Source organism: Inhella inkyongensis (genome assembly GCF_005952805.1).
GTDB classification, from domain to species: domain Bacteria; phylum Pseudomonadota; class Gammaproteobacteria; order Burkholderiales; family Burkholderiaceae_C; genus Inhella; species Inhella inkyongensis.
Genome location: NZ_CP040709.1, coordinates 2,616,425 through 2,633,822 on the forward strand (window position 1 = coordinate 2,616,425; position 17,398 = coordinate 2,633,822).

The following is a 17,398-nucleotide window of genomic DNA, read 5'->3' on the forward strand; positions in this document are numbered from 1 at the left end:
CTCTCAAGCTCCTAGGGCCGCATGGCTGCGGCCCTGCCGCGCCAACGCACGGCGGTACACCTCAGGGTAGCGCGCCACACTGTTGCGCCAGGTGCGTTCGGTTTCGACAAAGGCTCGCCCTTGGCGCCGGATCTGATCCCACTGGGCCTGACCCGCCAAGGCGCGCTCCACGCCAGCGGCCCACTCTTGGGCCGAACCGGCCGGGCAGAGGTAGCCGGTGTGGCCGTCGCGAATCAGCTCGCGGTGCCCCCCCACGTCACTGGCCAGCAGCACGCGGCCCTGGGCCATGGCCTCCAGGGGCTTGAGCGGCGTCACCAGCTCGGTCAGGCGAATGGGCAATCGCGCATAGCAGAGCAGGTCGATCTGCTCGTAATAGCGCGCCACCTGTGCATGCGGCACGCGGCCGGTGAAGCGCACGATGTCACCCACACCCAAGGCAGCCACCTGGGCCTTCAAGCGTTCTTCCTCCGGCCCGCCGCCCACCAGCAGCAGGCGCAGGCTGGGGTGGCGCGAGCGCAGCGCCGCCAGGGCCTCGATCACCAGATGCAGGCCTTCGTACTTGTAGAAGGAGCCGGCAAAGCCCAGCACCGTGCAGCCCTCCAGGCCCAACTCGCGCCGCAGGGCCGGGTCCGCGGCCACGCCGAACTGGAAGGACTCGACATCGACCGCGTTGGGGATGACGGTGACGGCTTCGGCGGCCAGGCCGCGGCTCAGGATGTCGCCGCGCAGTCCTTCGCAGATGGTGGTCACGGCATCTGCCCGTTTCAGGGCAAAGCTCTCCAGCGCGCGCGAGACGCGGTAGCGCAGGCTGCCCTCGGTGGTCGTGCCATGGTCGACGGCCGCGTCCTCCCAGGATGCACGCATCTCGTAAACCACCGGCACCCCGGTCGCGCGGCCCACCCACAGCGCCGGCAGCGCATTGAGCACCGGCGAATGGGCATGGATCACATCGGGTCGGTGCTGATCCACCAACTGGCGCAGTCGCGCGGCGGTCTGGCGCATCTGCGTCAACAAGCCGTCCTGCGCGCTGGAGGGCGTGCGATAGAAGGTCCAACCATCGACTTGGCTCTCCAACGCAGTGTCGGCGCCCTGCTTCGGGCTGGTCAGGTGCAAAGTGTCCCAGCCGCGCTTGCGCTGTTCACGCAGCAGGGCCAGGGTGCGGAAGGTGTAGCCGCTGTGCAGCGGCAGGGAATGGTCCAGCACATGCAGGACCTTCAAGGGACTGACAGCGCTCATGCGAACTGGGGCGCAGCTTGTGGCACCGGCAAACCAATGGATTCAGGGGCGTCCACCACCTGGCGAAGGAAGGCTTCAAACATCATCAGCGTCCACAGCGGGGCGCTGTAGTCACTCTTGCCGGACTGGTGGGCGTCCACCAGATGCTCCAGGTAGGCGCGGTTGAACCAGCCGGTGCTGGCCAGACGCTCGCCCAGAATGGCGTCGCGCACACGCTGCTTCAAGGGACCACGGAACCAGCGCGCCAGCGGCACGGCAAAGCCCATCTTGGGGCGATAGAGGATGTCGTCGGGCAACAGCGGCTCCATGGCCTTCTTGAAGAGGTACTTGCCCTCCTGGCCCTGGATCTTGAGGCTGGAAGGCAGCGTGGCCAGCCACTCGATCAGTGGGTGATCCATCAACGGCTCGCGCACCTCCAGCGAATGCGCCATCGAGGCGCGATCCACCTTGGTGTTGATGTCGCCCACCAGATAAGTCTTGTAGTCCAGGTACTGGATCAGGGCCAGCGGGTCATCCGTTCCGGCTGCCGCGCCATGGCGTTCGAAAACCTCAAAGGCGTTGTAGCCCGCCAGCTCGCGCTTGAACTGGTCGGAAAACAGCTGCGCGCGCATCGGCCCACGCAGGATGGAGACCGAGTGGAAATAGGCCTGCACCGAACTGCGCGCCAGGCCCTCGAAGGTGGTCTTGCCGCGCAGGAAGCGCGGCGCCCAGTCCAGCTTGGGATAGACCCTGCCCAGAGTGCCAAACACCGTTTTGCGCAAGCCATAGGGCAGCGCGGCGCGCATGCGCTCTTCCATCAGGTGCATGCGGTAGCGCCGGTACCCGCCAAAGGTCTCGTCGCCCCCGTCACCCGACAAGGCCACCGTCACATGCTGGCGCGCCAGCTGGCAGACGCGGTAGGTCGGGATGGCCGAGCTGTCGGCATAGGGCTCGTCATAGAGCCGCGCCAGGGTGTCGATCAGGTCGAAGTCGTCGCTCTTGACCATCTCCACCCGGTGGTTGGTCTTGTAGCGGTCGGCGACGATTTGCGCGAACTGGCTCTCGTTGAACTTGGGGTCGTCAAAGGCAATTGAGCAGGTGTTGACCGGCTCGCTCATCATGCCGGCCATGGAGGCCACGACGGCGCTCGAGTCCACCCCACCCGAGAGGAAGGCGCCCAAGGTGCGCTCGCTCTGAAGACGCAGCTTCACGGCCTCGTCCAGGCGCTGGCGCAGCTCCACCTCCGCATCGCGCTGGCTGATGGTGTTGTCCAGTGTGAAGCGCACATCCCAATAGGGACGCGACTGTGGAGGCGCTTCGCCACGCTTCCAGAGCACGCAATGCCCGGGCTCCAACTTTTTGGCGCCCTTGAACACGGTGCGCGGCTCGGCCGCATAACCCAGCGCGAAGTACTCCTCGACCGCATGCGGGTCGAGCTCGCGGCTCAATCCACCATGGGCCAAGAGGCTCTTAAGTTCGGAGCCGAACAGCAGCCAGCCATCGGGCAGCAGCGCGTAATGGAAAGGCTTGACCCCCATGCGGTCGCGCGCCATGAAGAGCGTCTGGCGTCGCGCGTCATGGATGGCAAAAGCAAACATGCCGCGCAGGTGCTTGACGCAGTCCTCGCCCCAGTGCTCCCAGGCGCGCACGATGGTCTCGCTGTCGCTCTTGGTACGGAAGCTGTAGCCGGCGGCGCGCAGCTCCTGCATCAGCTCCAGGTAGTTGTAGATCTCACCGTTGAAGACCAAGGCCACCGAACGGTCGTCGTTGAAGATGGGCTGCTGGCCGGTGGCGATGTCGATGATCGACAGGCGCCGATGGCCCAGGCCCAGGCCGGGCTGAATGTGCAGCTCGCCCTCATCGGGGCCACGGTGGTGCTGCGATTCATTCATCCGGTGCAGGCGCTCACGCTCGGGCGTGCGCGTCTGGCGGGTGTCAAAAAGTCCGGTAATGCCGCACATGGGTTCAGTCTTGAAGCAAAGAGCGGCCCAAAAGGCCGCGATAGAGCGCATCGTAGGCCCCCACCATGGCTTTCAGACTGAAGCGCCCCTCAGCTCGGTGGCGCGCCGCCCGACCCATAGCCTGCACGGCAACCGGGTCGGTGGCCCAGGTGCATAGGGTGTCGACCATGGCCAAAGGCTGGCCCGCAGGAACCAAGGCGCCAGTGCGCGGGGCATCCACCAGCTCGGCATTGCCCCCCACATCGGTGGCCAGCACGGGCAGGCCGCTGGCCATGGCCTCCAGGATGGTGTTGGAAATGCCCTCGGCCAACGAGGGCAGCACAAAGGCGTCCAGGCCCTGCATCACGGCCGGCACGTCGCGGCGCTCGCCCGCCAGCCAGGCCAGATCGGCCACGCCGGCGGCCGACAGCCGCTGCTGACACTGCGCCCGCAGCGGCCCGTCACCCACCAGAGCCAGGCGCAAGCGGCTGCGCAGTTCCGGTTGGCGCTGCAGCGCCAAGATGAAAGCCTCGACCAGGTCGGTCTGGGCCTTGACCGCCTGCATGCGCCCAACAGTGCCAACGACAAAGAGGCTCGGGTCGTTGAAGGGCGAGCCCTCCAGCGCCAGACGGCGGCTGCCGGGCTGGAAGCGCTCGGTGTCCACCCCGTTGCAAATGCGCTGGATGCGCGCGGCCGGCACGCCCACTCGATCGCGCAGATAGCCCTCCAACTCGCCAGAAAGGGCCACATAGCGCTGCACAAAGGGCATGTAGATCCGCCGCATCCACTGATGGCGTTTGGACAACCCCGCCAAGTCATCGGCATCGCGGCCGTGTTCACCGTGCACGCGCGCTGCGCGGCCATCCCACCAAGCGGGCAACTGCATCTCCAGTGCCGCCAGATTGCGGGTGTGCACCACCGCGGGCTTGAGTCGCCGCAGCGCACTCAGGAACGCCGGTGCCACCTTGAGCGATTGCCCGGGCGGCTTGTTCAGGGCCAGAAACTCGGTGTCCGTACGCTGTACCCGGGCGCAAAAGCTCGGCTCACAGCGGTCCAGGGCCAGCACCGCGTGGCGGTAGCCCTCCAAGCGGTTGATCAGATTGACCACGCCGTTTTCAAGACCGCCCGTATCGAAGCGGTAGACGACGTGCAGGATGAGGGGGGCGTTCAACAGGACTCCAGGGAAAAAAGCAGTGCAGGTTGAGGCGTGACCAGGGCCTGCATGGGAACGGGCAAAGGCCCGGGCCAGACTTGAAACAAGCCGCGAAGCAGGGCCGGTCCAGCACCCTGGGCACGACCTTGCAGTTCGCCGGCTGGCTGCCAACAGATCGGTCGCTCGGCCACACTTGGGAAGCGTTCCATTCGCCCCCAAGCGAGAGTCTGGGGATCCAGGTAGGCCAGTCCGGGCTGCCCGGGCGTCCACAGATCCAGTGATCGCACCTGCGGCAGAGGCTGTCGCACCAACATCTCGAACACGGCCGCCCGATGGGCATTGGAGCTGACCCAGAAAATCTGCTCAGGCGTCAGGCGTGCGCGCTCTAGCAACGCACGACTGTTGGCCGTGAACACCGCCACCTGGGCTTGCAACAGTGCAGCGAACAACAGGCCCGTGACCGCCATCGCACCCCAGACAGCGCGCGGCAGTCGCTGCAAGCCAAGCGCCGCCAGCAGCGCCAACGGCGCCAGGAACAGCGCCATGTAGTTGGTTTGCTTGGGGATCAAGACCAGAGGCGACCACCCAATCGGCAAAAGTGACAGCAAGGCCAGCAGGCCCATGCTCCAAAGTAGCGTCAAGCGCGCGCCAGGCGCCGAGCGCTGCCGCCACAACGCGCCCAGACCCAGCAGAGCCAGGGGCCCCATCAGCCCGGTATGGTGGATCTTGAAAAACAAGTACTGGAGATAGAAGTACGGTGCATCGCGCGCCGCGCCGGCGGCCATCTCGGCCTCCAGATAGCCGCTGGCGCGGCGCGCGGACATCGCCTTGAAGAGAAAGGCACCATCTCCCGTAAGCACGCCAAACCACAGGCAGTTGGCGCCCACCATCAGCGCCAGGCCCAGCACCGCCCAGACCCAGGCCGAGCGCCAGCGCCAAAGAACCACAGGCAGGAGCGCAAAAACTCCCAAGTAGACGCAAGCTGCCGGCTTGAGCCAGAAGGCCCAGCCCGCCGCCAATCCGGCGGCCAGAAAACCCAGGCGGCGGACTTGCAGTTCGCCCCAGCAGAACAGCAAGAAGCTGGCGCTCACAGCGAGGGCCATGGGAGCGTCGGCGTCCAGGCGGCCGGACAGATGGATGTGCATGGGCGTGAAGGCCAGCACCCAGGCCGCCGCCCAGGCCGTGCGCTGCCCTACCAGGACTCCTCCCAGGCCGGCGAGCAAGGCGATCTCGGCTACCGAGCAGGCCATGGAATAGCTGGCTGCTACCCATTCGGCCCGTCCCAGAAGCGCTGCCAGTCCGGCTACTGGCAGACTCCACCCATAACGATTGCCGCCCACATAGGGAGATACCGACCAGTCGCCGTCCAGCAGCCGGTAGGCGTGCAGCACATAGGTCAACTCGTCCGAGCCAAAAAAACCCGAATAAAAGAGCAGACGCAAGCCCAGCGCCGTGCCCAAGAGCAGGCACCAGGCGCGCCAATCGGCGCGCTCCGGACAGAAGCAATTCACAAACACGCCCGCACGGCCTCGATCACCCGATCCTGTTCGGGCTCCAGCCCCAACCAAAGCGGCAGGCGTAGAAGCCGCTCACTGACGGCATCGGTCACCGGCAGGGCCCCGGCCGCGCGAGCAAAGCGCTGCCCGGCCGGGGCCCTGTGCAAGGGCACGTAATGGAACACTGCCTGCACGCCGCGTGCCTTCAGGCCCTCGATCAGGGCGCTGCGACGCGCCAGATCCGGCAGCAGCAGGTAGTACATATGGGCGTTGTGCTCGCAATGCGCCGGCAGCACCGGCCGGCGCACCAGGCCCTGCCGCTCCTGTTCGGCAAAGGCCTCGTGATAGCGCTGCCAAAGCGCCATGCGTGCGGCCGTGATGGCCTGCGCTTCCTCAAACTGCGCCAGCAAGAAGGCCGCAATCAACTCACCGGGCAGGAAGGACGAGCCCACATCGACCCAGGTGTACTTGTCCACCTGACCGCGAAAGAACTGCGCACGGTTGGTGCCCTTCTCGCGCATCACTTCGGCGCGCTCAGACCATTCAGGGGCGTTGACCAGTAGCGCCCCGCCCTCCCCGGCAATGATGTTCTTGGTCTCGTGAAACGAGAGCGCGGCCGCATCGCCCAGGCTGCCCAGGGGTCGGCCGCGGTAGCTTGAACCCAGGGCCTGCGCGGCGTCCTCGATGACTCTCAGACCGTGACGCTGCGCCAGGGCCAGGATGGCATCCATCTCACAGCCCACCCCGGCGTAATGGACCACCACGATGGCGCGCGTACGCGGCGTGATGGCCGCTTCGATCTGCGTCTCGTCCAGATTCAAGGTGTCGGCACGGATGTCCACGAACACCGGCACCGCGCCGCGCAGCACAAAGGCATTGGCGGTGGAGACAAAGGTGTAGCTGGGCATGATGACCTCGTCGCCCGGCTGCAAATCCAGCAGCAGGGCCGCCATCTCCAGCGCCGCCGTGCAGGAGTGGGTCAACAGGGCACGGCCACAGCCGGTCTGCGCTTCCAGCCAGACGTGGCAGCGGCGAGTGAACTCGCCATTCCCCGCCAGATGCCCCAGGCCATGGGCTTGGGCGATGTAGGCCAACTCGCGGCCCGTCATGTGCGGCTTGTTGAAGGGAATCATGGCCTTCTCCATTGCGTTCAGCCCCGTGCAATCAGCACCAGACCCGCCACCACCATCAAGGTGCCCAGAATCTTTGCCGAGCCCACGCTCTCACCCAGGAACAACGCGCCAAAGCCCATCACGATCACGAAGGCCAAGCTCATAAAGGGGTAGGCATAGCCCAGCTCAAAGCGCGTCATCGCCGCCATCCAGGCCAGCGAGGCCAGCAAGGCCGAGACATAGCCACTCAGGATCCAAGGGTTGAGCAACTGGCGCAGCAAGAAGATCAACTTCTCCAGTGCACCGGGCGGCAGGGCACCGACCTGGCCCATCTGCCACTTCAGCACCAGCTGGCCGTAGACGGTCAGTAGCAGGGTCAGGGCAATGAAGGCATGCCCCAGCATGTCGAATGTGGGCGGCATTGCGGGCTTCATGGTTGCGGGAACCAACGGTTCAGATTGCCCCACACAATGTTCTCCAGGCGCTCAGGCTCAATGCCGATCGTGAGCTCCGCAAAACGCTTGAGCGTGGCGGCCGGGCTGTACTCGGGCCAGTCCGAACCGATGGTGACGAGCTGATCGGTGCTCTTGAACAAAAAATGCATATCAGCGTCCAGCCGCTCATTGCCGCGGTAGCGCATCAGCGTGAAGGACAGGTCCAGGCGCAGCTGGTCGTAGGCCCGCACGATCTCGTAGAGCTCCATCATGCTGGGGCCGGTACCGTGCAGCAGCAGCATGCGGGTGTGCGGAAAACTGGCCGCCAGTTGGTCGATCACATCGGGCGCATGACGGGTGGCCAGGCCGCGACGGCGAAACAGGGTATCCAGCAACACAGTCAGGCCCAGGTCGCCGGCCACATCGATGGCAGCCTGGCAGCGTTCGCTCAAGGGGTCGTAGCCGTTCAGGCGCGGGTGCAGCTTGATGCCGACAAAACCCTGGGCTTTGAGGCTCTTGAGCACGGCCTCGACCCGCCGCGTGGTGGCCAGCAGACTGGGGTCCAAGCCGGCAATGGGCACAAATCGCCCCGGGTGGGACAAGGTGGCGGCCAGGATGCTGGCGTTATCCGTGTAGCCGGCAATACCCACCAACAGTGCGCGCTGGACCTGCGCGGCTTCCATATCGCTCAGCAAGGTGTCAAGTCGGGCATCACAGTGGGTTTCGCCAAACCAGCGCCCGTCATGGGTCACATGGGTGAGGGAATCAAAGAATCGCATCGCACGCTCCTTGGGGGATCGGGGGCTGGGACTGGATTTCCCAGTTCAGGGCCCGCAGCGCAGCCTGGGCGCGTTGGCGCGCCACTTCCAACTCAGGGGCGCCGGCCACCACCCAGGCTGGGCGCGCATCCTTGTCCACCGCCACGCCCAGGCGGTCGCCCACCTTGGCCGCCACATGCCAGCCCAGAACGCCCGGCAGCCTGGGCAAACGCTCCAGACCTTGCACACCGCGCAGCCAACCGGCATCGGTGCGGGCAAAGGCCACGCAAACGGCCTGGCGTGCCCCGGTGCGCAGGTCCGGGGTGCGACCCAGCGCAGCCTGGATGGAAGCGGCCACGGCGTCCACCCCGCTGACGGCCGGCAGCACATGCGTGTAGATCATGGCGCCGCCACCGCGCGCGGCGCAGTCGATGGGCCACAGCCCGGTGCCGTTGAGAATGAACTCGAGGTGGCAGATGCCCTGGCGCAGGCCGATCAACTCCAACCAAGTGCGCAGCACAGGCTCAACCTGTTCGGCCAGGGCGCAGAACTCGGCCCCGGCCAGATAGTTCAGCTCGGCCGCCACGGTGGGGTTGGTCGGATCGGCCGTCTTGCGGCACAGACCGAGGAAGGTGATCCGCCCCTGCCAGACAAAGACATCCGCGATGTGCTCCACGCCTGGGATCCAGGGGTCCAGCAGCACCCGGCCGCTGCGGCTGTGCGCGCGCGCGTGGGCCAGGGCGGCCGGCAGCGCATCGGCCTGCTGCACGATGCGCACCCCACGGCCCGACTGTGCATCCACCGGTTTCACCACCACAGGCCAAGCCGTCCAATCGCATGCGGGCTCCTGATCGGGCCATAGACACAGGCTGTCGCGCCCCCCTTGAGGCGCGCGGCGCAGGGTCTGGGCCAGTGCCGACTTGTCGGTGCAAGCCAGGGCTGCGGCCCGGCCGATGCCGGGCAGTCCCAATGCTTCAGCCACCGCCGCCGCGCTCGCCACGCCCACGTCGCTGGTGGGGGCCAGCACCCCATCCACGCGGTGCTCACGAGCCAATCGCGTCAAGGCCTCGACGTCGTAAAGATCGGCCTGCGCGCAAGCCTGGGCTTCGCGGTAGCCGGGGCGGTCGGCGTCACGGTCCACCGCCAACACGCGCACACCCAAGGCCTTAGCCCGGCGGATCACCGGCAGCTGCCAGGGGCCGGCGCCCAGCACCATCAGCAGCGGCGGTCTCATGCAGACCTCCGCTGCAAATGCAGAGCGGCCTCGGGGCCGACGTGGAAAAGCAGATCCAGCACCGTCACCGCATGCTCAAAGGGGCCGTGCAGTTGCGGGTACTCCGGGTAGGCGCTGTAGTCCATCCAGCTCAAGCCGATGCCGGCCTGCTCGAAGCGCTCGGGCTCGATGTAGGAGCGCGCGGCAGGGCCAGACAGATAGTGGGTGGCCCCGGCCTTGACCAGCAGATGGAGCAAACGATCGAGTCGCCGGCCTTCGGCCGGGTAGTCGCGCGAATCGGCAAAGCGCGTGCTCAGGCCCAGCTCGGTCTGAGCGATGTGACGCACCAGGGTCTGGTTGAGCTGGCTCAAGTGAGTCCAGCGCTGCTCGCAGTAAACCCACTCCAGGAAGGGCCGGTAGCGTTCGAAGTGCGGTGCCCGCCCATAGGCCTGCTGCAGGCTGGTCCAGTGCTTGCGCTGCCAATGGGCGTCTTCAATCTGCACTTCGTGAATCAGGCGCTGGCGCGAGGCGCCGACCGGCACGCTCAACCACTGCAGGCCCTGGGCGGTCTTGATTCGATTGCGATTGCGCCAGTCGGAGTGGGTGTACTGCACATCGTCATAGAAGATGAACAGATCCACCGAGGCAATCAGGTCGAAGTAGCCCTTCCAGGGGATGTAGTTGGACTGCAGGACGGCCACCTTCAGCGCTGCCGTGGCGCTCATCGCAGATCCCCCAGCACCCAATGCAGTTCGTGCAGGCCTTCTTCCAGCACGGTGTGGCGGTGGGCCGGCAACCAGGCCTGGCGCTGGGCCGCACCGAAGTTGAAGAAGGCGCCGGGGCGCTGCACCAAGAAGGCATGGGCATAGCCCGCGTCCAGCGCGCCGCGTGCATCGCGCCAGGGGTGATCGCCGACCATGGCGAGTTGCTGCGGGGCCAGCTGCAGGGCCTGGGCGGCCGCCTCGAAGCAAGCGGGGGCGGGCTTGCGCAGGCCCAGATCGCCGGTGAGCACCACCGCGTCCAGGGCGCTCTCCAAATTGCAAGCCGCCAGCTTGGCGCGCTGCGAGACCGCCGGGTTGTCACTCAGCAGGCCCAGGCGCCAACCTTGCGACCGCAACTGGGCCAACACCGCCGCCACATCCGGGTAGACCGGACAGTGCGCGGGTTGGACAGCACGGTAGGCTTCGATCAGGCGCAGCCTCAAGGCCTCACCCGCCCCCGCCTGCTCGCACCAGCTGTCAAAGCAGCGCGCCCGCTCGCCCTCCTCGAGGATCAGCATCACGGCATCGCGCCACGCCGGCCATTGCGGCAATTCGGACTCAAGAGCCGCATGCGTGAGCGCCAGCTTGGCCAGGATCCAGGCCTTCTGGTCGACCAGGGTGTCGTCCAGGTCAAACACCAGTCCTCGCAATCCGCTGAAGTCGTGCGCTGGCACACGGCGTTCTCGCAATTGGCGCAGGGTTCGCCTCGCAGGCGCCTCCCCCAAGTTGGGCGCCTCGGCTTTCAGCAAATGTGCCAAGGGATTCGGGCCTGCGGCCAGGGTCAGCGGCAGCGAGCTGCCCACCCGCGCATTCAAGTCCGAAATCCACGCCGCACCGCTGAGCTCCAGCAGGATTTGCACATTAAAGACGCCGCGCCCGCCCAGATCCGCAAGGGCTTGCATCAAATGCGCTACCAGTGCCATCACTGGCGGCGGTGCGCCGGGTTCGCCCAGCATGGCAAAGCCACCCATGACCCGAACGCGCCGGCGCGGCTGGATGGGGCTGCAGCGGCCCTCGTCGTCCAGGGCCAGGTCGACGGAGTACTCGTCAAATTCGGCCAGGGCGGCCTGCCAGACCCAGTCGCCCTCCGGCACCGCGTCCGCGGCGGGCGGCGACTGCAGGGTCACCAGCCCCCGCCCGCCCCAGCCGAGGTCGGGCTTGCCCAAGAGCGGAAAGGACGCACCTGGCGCGCAGGGATCGGCCCAGAACGGCAGCACCGGCAGGCCTAGATCCCGCAGCCAACCATAGAAGCTGCGCTTGCTGCGAGCCAGGGCGAGTACCGCCGCGTCAGACACCCAAGCCTTGCAGCCCATGGCCGCCAGTGCGGGGCGAAGAGCCAGCAAGGCCGGCAGTTCGTGGTCGGTGGCCGGGAAAACCGCCTGCACGCCCTCGCGCCGCACCAGGTCCTGCACGAAGTGGGCAAACGCTCCCTGCTGCGCCAGCGGTGGGGCCTGGTGATAGCCGTGGGCCTCGTAGCGGGTCAGGTTCTCGTCGAAGTGGTCGGCCACCAGCACCCGCCAGCCCGGCAGCGCCCGCAAGGCGCGCACCAAGGCCAGGCCGGCCAGGCCACCCCCTGAGAGCACCAGGGCGACGCTCATACAGAGTGACCCGCCGGCGCAGCGCGGAGTTCCATGCAGAAGGCATTCGACAGCTCCGGATACGGTGCCGCCACCTGCTGCAGGGCGGACCAGACCGCCGGACTCAGGGTCAGCTGGTCCAGTTGCGCGGTGGTGAAGGGCTTAAGCAGCAGGCCCTCACAGCACTCGACCTGCCAGCCACAGGAGCGCACCAGTTCCGTCAGACCCGCAACATCGAAGTAGCGACGGTGGCCGAGCGCGTGATCGGCCGGGCTGAGCTGGTGGCAGTCAGCCAGGAGGCCCGCCGCATGACCCAGGCGCCGATGCAGTGACAGGGCATTGGGCACGGCCACACACAAGCGGCCACCCGGCTTCAAAAGCCCATGCAAATGGCACAGCAACCGAGCTGGGTCGTCCACATGCTCGAGCACAAAGCCGGCCTCGATGAGGTCGAAGCCCTGCGCGTCCTCATAGGACTCGAACCAGGCCTCCACCAGGCTCAAGCCCAGTGGTAAGGGCGCCTGGGCGACCGCAAAGGCTTGCAGCAGGCTGGGTGCTGCATCGATCAAGACATAGCGACCGAGCTGTCCCTGGCGCAGCGCGCCCAACAGGGCCTGCCCGACCTCTTGATGGCCCACTCCCAAGCTCAACACAGCCTGACCCGGCGCCAGCATCGCGCGCAAGCGTTGGCCGTACGCGGCATGAACGAGGCGGTTCTCCTCGTAGTGCACAAAACCCGGGGCAAATGCACCGGCGTGTTGGTCCAGGGCGCTCACCGGTGCAAGTCCCGAATGATGAAGGTCGGCCTAGCCTGCACTTGGGTGTAGACCTTGCCCAGGTAGATGCCCAAGAGCCCCAGGCCGGTGGTGAGCACCCCGAGGCTGAGCGCACCCAAGGCCATCAAGGACGTAAATCCGAGCAAGGCATCCCCCCAGATCAGCTTGCGCAGCACCAGGTAGAGCGCGTAGCCAAAGGCCAGCAGCGTGATGGTGAGGCCTGCCGGAAACATGGCGGTGAGCGGCTTTGCAGAGAACGAACTGACCGCTGTGGTCATGAGCTGCAAGCGCTTGGCCAGGGTGTAGGTGCTGGCCCCCTCGCGCTGGCTCTTGGCAATGGGCATGCCAATCTGCAGGTAACCGGTCCAGCTCATCATGCCGCCCAAGAACAGGCTGCGATCACCCAGGCTGAGCAGGGACTGCACGAAGCGCCGGCTCATGACACGCTCGGTCAGCACGTTCTCAGGCACCGCGGTGTCCGACAGGCGATTGAGTAAGCGCCAGAACAGCGCGCCACTGGCTTGCTCGAACCATCCCCCTTTGCGGCGCTCCTGATAACCGAACACCAGATCGGCACCGCTGCTGAGCAGCTTGTCGTGCAACTCGGGCAGTACCGCGGGAGCGACTTCCAGATCCGCATCGATCAGCCAGACGTGCTCGCCGCGCGCCACGCTCAGACCGGCCTGAATCGCCGCGTGATGGCCGAAATTGCGCGACAGGTCCACCACCACCAGGCCGGGGACGTCGGCGCGGCGACTCAAGGCATAGGCCAGGGAGTCATCGGGTGACCCGTCGTTGACCAGCACAATCTCGAAGTCGTCGCCGGCACGACTGCGCAGTGCCGCTTGGCACTCGTCCAGAAAGCGCGGCAGAAAGGCGCGCGAGCGATAGAGCGTGGCCACCAAGCTGATGGCGGGCCGGGCGGCTTCAACAGTCGGCGGGGACGAGGGCATCCTGGCTCCTGGTTGAGCATCCATCAGGGCGAGCCTGACCCCGGCGCTGGTGTTGCGCCCGTCAAACCCCGCGCAAACCCAAGGGCACCCGCCGAGCGGCCGGCGCCCTCAATCGATCAAAGACGCCAGACGTGCAGGCCCGCAGCACGCAGGGCCGGTGCATCAAAGGCCGCCTTCACGTCAATGAAGACACCCTCAGGCAGCAATTTGGCAGCAAATTCATCGACGCCCATGGCCATGAACTCACGATGCGAGACCGCCGCGACGATGGCATCGGCCTTGGGCAGCTCAGCCCAGGGCGTCAGGCGCACGCCGTACTCATGCATCGCTTCCTCGGTCTCGGCTTGCGGGTCAGTGACGAACACATCCACGCCATAACTTTCCAGCTCACGGATGATGTCGATGACCTTGGAGTTGCGCAGATCGCCGCAGTTCTCCTTGAAGGTCAGGCCCAGCACATTGACGCGCGCGCCCTTCACATGGCTGCCCGCGGCAATCATCTGCTTGATGGTCTGCTCGGCGATGAACTTGGCCATGCCGTCGTTGATGCGCCGGCCGGCCAGGATGACCTGGGGGTGATAGCCCAGCATCTCGGCCTTGTGGGTCAGGTAATAGGGGTCCACACCAATGCAGTGGCCGCCCACCAGGCCCGGCTTGAACTTCAGGAAGTTCCACTTCGTGCCGGCGGCCTCCAGCACTTCCGAGGTGTCGATGCCGACCTTGTCGAAGATGATGGCCAGCTCGTTCATCAGCGCAATGTTCAAGTCGCGCTGGGTGTTCTCGATCACCTTGGCGGCTTCGGCCGCCTTGATGGAGCTGGCGCGGTGCACGCCGGGCTCAACGATGCGCTCGTAGAGCTTGGCCACGGCGTCCAGGGTCTCGGGCGTGTCGCCGCTGACGATCTTGAGGATCTTGGTCAGCGTATGTTCCTTGTCGCCCGGGTTGATGCGCTCGGGGCTGTAACCGACAAAGAAGTCCTGCTTCCACTTCAGGCCGGACTCCTTCTCCAACACGGGGATGCAGACCTCTTCGGTGGCGCCCGGGTAGACCGTGCTCTCGTAGACCACGATGGCGCCCTTCTTCATGTGGCGGCCGGCGCTGGTGGAGCTGCCGATCAGGGGCTTGAAGTCAGGGATGTGCGCTTCGTCCACCGGCGTGGGCACGGCGACGATGATGATGTCAGCCTCGCCCAGCATCTTGGGGTCCGAGGTGTAAATGGCATGGGTGGCCAAGGCCATCTGCTCGTCGCTGAGTTCGCGCGAAGGGTCGGTGCCCTTCAAGCAGGCATCCACCTTGTGCTGCGCAATGTCAAAGCCGATGGTGCGCATCTGCTTGCCAAACTCCACCACCAGCGGCAGGCCCACATAGCCCAGCCCAATCACTGCCAAGGTCGTCATCTTGTTCTCCAGCACGGATCGTTCGTTCGTAGTCTTCAGCGACTCAGTCGCAGCGGGCGGCATTGTGCCGGCCACTCGGTAAGGCCAGGGCCTGCAGGCATCCATTCAAGGGGGCCAAGACCTGCTCGGTGAAGGCCTGCAGGCGCTGCGCGCCCTGCCCCTCTTCGGGCGTCAACAGCACCACTTGAGCGGCGGCATCCCCCTGGCCCTTCAGCATTTGCCAGACCTGGGCCAGTTTGGCCGCTTCCGCGGCTTGGATGAAGCGGCCATCAACCCAGTGCAGCCGGCGCAGCAGGTAGACCTGATCTCGCCCCCAAAGGCCTGGCCCCAGCACGCGCCAATGGTCTCGGCCCCGTGCCAGCACCCGCCAAAGACGATCCTCACTGTCCAACAAAAGGTTTTGCCCCCCGATGGCCTTGGCCTGGCCTGTGAGTCGAACGCCCAGGCCGACATCGAGCAAGACCCAATGGCCGTCCGCCCCCTTCAGGGCCTGCTGGCGGTGCAGCAAAGCGGGTTCCAGCTTGGGGCGCCAAGGCAGGGTCAACTCTTGAGGCGACCAACCCGACACAGTGAGCGCCGGCAAGGACGCTGGGGCCTGCACATCGGCCCGCCGCAAGCGCTCCAGCCAGAGCGGCGCAGTCACCAGCGAGAGGCTCAGCATGATCAGAGGCGCCCACAGGGCCAGCGCCCGCGAGACCTCACCCCTTGAAATGATCCGACGTTCTGGGCTCTGCCCCGGCGGCAAATCAGAAAACCGTGCGCCCACGGCAAACATCAGAAACATCACGATGCCGAAAAAGACCCAGCCGTAGATCAGGTGGTCAACCCCAGCGGCGATCTTGTTGTTCGACAGATGCCCCAGCATCACGATGAAATAAGCACGCAGCCAATTGGCGAGCAGCGGCACGACAAAGGCGACACCGACAAAAAGCAGACGCCGCCGCAAGCCACCGAAGTTCAGGTAGGCAAACAAGGTGCCCACCATCACCGAGGCCATCAGGTAGCGGACCCCCGAGCAGGCCTCCACCACCGACCAATGGCCGGTCGGGATGACGAAGTTCAGGCCTTCACGATAGACCGGTACCCCACTGAGGCGCAACGCGCTGACCGTGAAGTCTGCGGTCAGATCCATCATCGTGGGCAGCATGAACTCGCCGATGGGCACCCCGAACAGTAAGAACAACAGCGGGAAGGCCAGAGCCCGGCCGACCTGAGGACCCAACACGGACAGCACCAGGGCCTGCACCATCAGCACCACCGCGAGCTGCGCGGCCGCATCAACCTGGGCCAGTTGTCCCAAACCGCCCATCAGTGCGGCCAGCGCAAGGGGCAGCAGCGGCCAGGCCCAGCGCTGAGGATTCAGCGCAATCAGGCGCTCCCGGTCACGCCAGACCAGCCAGCCGGCAATCGGCAACACCAACAGGCCATGCGCAAAGGTGTCACTGCGCCACCAGATGCCCACCATCCCGAACGTAGCCTCACGCCAAATCCCCAGCAGCCCCGCCAGGGCCAGTCCAAGGATCAGGAGTGACTTGCGCCAATTCATGGCCATGGTTTGCGTGTTCATCCCAGATTGCGCACGATGGGCGGCCCCAATCGATTCACCAGAGCGCGCGGCAGGCGGCGCCAGGTCTTGATCAAGGCCTGGTACTTGGGGTTGTTGGGGTTTTGCTGGGGCACGTCCTGCTGCCCGCGCAGCAACTGGAACTCATAGCTCAGCGGCTGCGGCTCAAAGCCCCAGTTCTTCTTGAAGCTGTAGGGGCCAGTGCCCTGCTTGCTGCGTCCGTAGTCAAACAACCGGGCACCACGCCGCACCGCGTGCTGCATCAGCGCCCAATATTTGAAGTCGTTGGCTGCCAACTCGCGCGCCGCCAGCGCGTCACCCGCGTAGTAGGGCAGCACCTCATCGCGAAAATAGAAGCTCAGCACCGAGGACAGGGGCGTGCCGTCGGGGCCTTCCACCGTCAGCACTTCCGCATCGGGGCCGAACTCCTTGAGCAGCGCCTCAAACCAGCGGCGCGGCATGGCAGGGGTTCCGTGGCGGTGGACGTTGTCCGAGAAAAGCGCAAAGAAGCGAGCCGCGTCGTCGTCCCTCTGCGCCCGCAATCCATTGCCCAGCCCTTTACGGACCATGGCGCGCTGCTTGCGCGGAATGGCCAGCATATTGGTCTCGTCGTCAACGGACAGTGATTTGCGAAACGTGACGTAGAGATCCTGACGCGGCCAGTCAATGTGCCGGGCCTGCAGCTGGCGCAACTCAAGGCTGTCGGCACCACGGTCCTGGGTCCAGGCCAATGCCGCTTGATCCAGTGCCTGGCCGGCCTGCTCGTCGTCGGCGGCCACCCCGCCATAGACCGCGAAAGGCATGGAGCAGACGCTGTGACCGAACAGCAGGCTGTCGATTTCGGCCAGCGGCAACACCCCCACCAGATGCCCGTCACGCCACGCCCCCAACAGTCGGCAGCGGTGACCCCAGACCTGCTCAACCACCCGAGCCCAGCCGCTCAAATGGAAAAAGCTGGCCTGCGGACAAGCCCGCACATAGGCATCCCAGACCCTGCACTGGGCAGGCTCATGCAGCGCCAGCGGGCGCACTTGAATCGGCACGTCCAT

At 65.9% G+C, this 17,398-nt stretch carries 15 protein-coding genes; all 15 read right to left on the bottom strand.

Annotation, left to right across the window (positions count from 1 at the left end; genetic code table 11):
* Positions 1-3 precede the first annotated feature (3 nt).
* Positions 4-1,236 (bottom strand): TIGR04063 family PEP-CTERM/XrtA system glycosyltransferase, encoded by a 1,233-nt coding sequence (locus FF090_RS12325; protein WP_246071404.1) that lies wholly within the window; start codon positions 1,234-1,236, stop codon positions 4-6.
* Positions 1,233-3,176 carry an XrtA/PEP-CTERM system amidotransferase gene (locus FF090_RS12330; protein ID WP_138857007.1) on the bottom strand — a complete coding sequence of 648 codons (1,944 nt, stop codon included), beginning with the start codon at positions 3,174-3,176 and terminating at the stop codon, positions 1,233-1,235. Before FF090_RS12330 ends, FF090_RS12325 begins: the two co-directional genes overlap by 4 nt.
* Before the next feature lie 4 nt (positions 3,177-3,180).
* Entirely contained in the window at positions 3,181-4,326 is a 1,146-nt protein-coding gene (locus FF090_RS12335) for a TIGR03088 family PEP-CTERM/XrtA system glycosyltransferase (protein WP_246071405.1), read from the bottom strand.
* Positions 4,323-5,825, bottom strand: coding sequence for an ArnT family glycosyltransferase (locus FF090_RS12340; RefSeq protein ID WP_175423640.1), 1,503 nt, complete (start codon positions 5,823-5,825; stop codon positions 4,323-4,325). Before FF090_RS12340 ends, FF090_RS12335 begins: the two co-directional genes overlap by 4 nt.
* The gene (gene rffA / locus FF090_RS12345; protein WP_138857009.1) at positions 5,816-6,937 is read right to left on the bottom strand and encodes a dTDP-4-amino-4,6-dideoxygalactose transaminase; all 1,122 of its coding nucleotides are present in this window, start codon (positions 6,935-6,937) and stop codon (positions 5,816-5,818) included. Before rffA ends, FF090_RS12340 begins: the two co-directional genes overlap by 10 nt.
* A 17-nt stretch (positions 6,938-6,954) precedes the next feature.
* On the bottom strand, positions 6,955-7,338 hold the full coding sequence (locus FF090_RS12350; protein ID WP_175423641.1) for an EamA family transporter: 384 nt from the start codon (positions 7,336-7,338) through the stop codon (positions 6,955-6,957).
* 8 nt (positions 7,339-7,346) lie between these two features.
* On the bottom strand, positions 7,347-8,129 hold the full coding sequence (locus FF090_RS12355) for an amidohydrolase family protein (protein WP_138857010.1): 783 nt from the start codon (positions 8,127-8,129) through the stop codon (positions 7,347-7,349).
* Complete coding sequence (locus FF090_RS12360) at positions 8,116-9,342, bottom strand: ATP-grasp domain-containing protein (protein WP_138857011.1); 1,227 nt, start codon at positions 9,340-9,342, stop codon at positions 8,116-8,118. Before FF090_RS12360 ends, FF090_RS12355 begins: the two co-directional genes overlap by 14 nt.
* Positions 9,339-10,046, bottom strand: a complete 708-nt coding sequence (locus FF090_RS12365; protein ID WP_138857012.1) for a WbqC family protein — start codon at positions 10,044-10,046, stop codon at positions 9,339-9,341. The genes FF090_RS12360 and FF090_RS12365 overlap by 4 nt, the downstream gene beginning before the upstream one ends.
* Positions 10,043-11,680, bottom strand: coding sequence for an HAD-IA family hydrolase (locus FF090_RS12370; protein ID WP_138857013.1), 1,638 nt, complete (start codon positions 11,678-11,680; stop codon positions 10,043-10,045). Before FF090_RS12370 ends, FF090_RS12365 begins: the two co-directional genes overlap by 4 nt.
* Complete coding sequence (locus FF090_RS12375; RefSeq protein WP_138857014.1) at positions 11,677-12,435, bottom strand: class I SAM-dependent methyltransferase; 759 nt, start codon at positions 12,433-12,435, stop codon at positions 11,677-11,679. The genes FF090_RS12370 and FF090_RS12375 overlap by 4 nt, the downstream gene beginning before the upstream one ends.
* Positions 12,432-13,388: a glycosyltransferase family 2 protein gene (locus FF090_RS12380; RefSeq protein ID WP_138857015.1), complete on the bottom strand. Its 957-nt coding sequence runs from the start codon at positions 13,386-13,388 to the stop codon at positions 12,432-12,434. The genes FF090_RS12375 and FF090_RS12380 overlap by 4 nt, the downstream gene beginning before the upstream one ends.
* A gap of 116 nt (positions 13,389-13,504) precedes the next feature.
* The gene (locus FF090_RS12385; protein WP_138857016.1) at positions 13,505-14,785 is read right to left on the bottom strand and encodes a nucleotide sugar dehydrogenase; all 1,281 of its coding nucleotides are present in this window, start codon (positions 14,783-14,785) and stop codon (positions 13,505-13,507) included.
* Between the two features lie 43 nt (positions 14,786-14,828).
* Complete coding sequence (gene xrtA, locus FF090_RS12390; protein WP_138857017.1) at positions 14,829-16,352, bottom strand: exosortase A; 1,524 nt, start codon at positions 16,350-16,352, stop codon at positions 14,829-14,831.
* A complete protein-coding gene (locus FF090_RS12395) occupies positions 16,349-17,398 on the bottom strand; it encodes a FemAB family XrtA/PEP-CTERM system-associated protein (protein WP_138857018.1) in 1,050 nt (349 codons plus the stop codon). The genes xrtA and FF090_RS12395 overlap by 4 nt, the downstream gene beginning before the upstream one ends.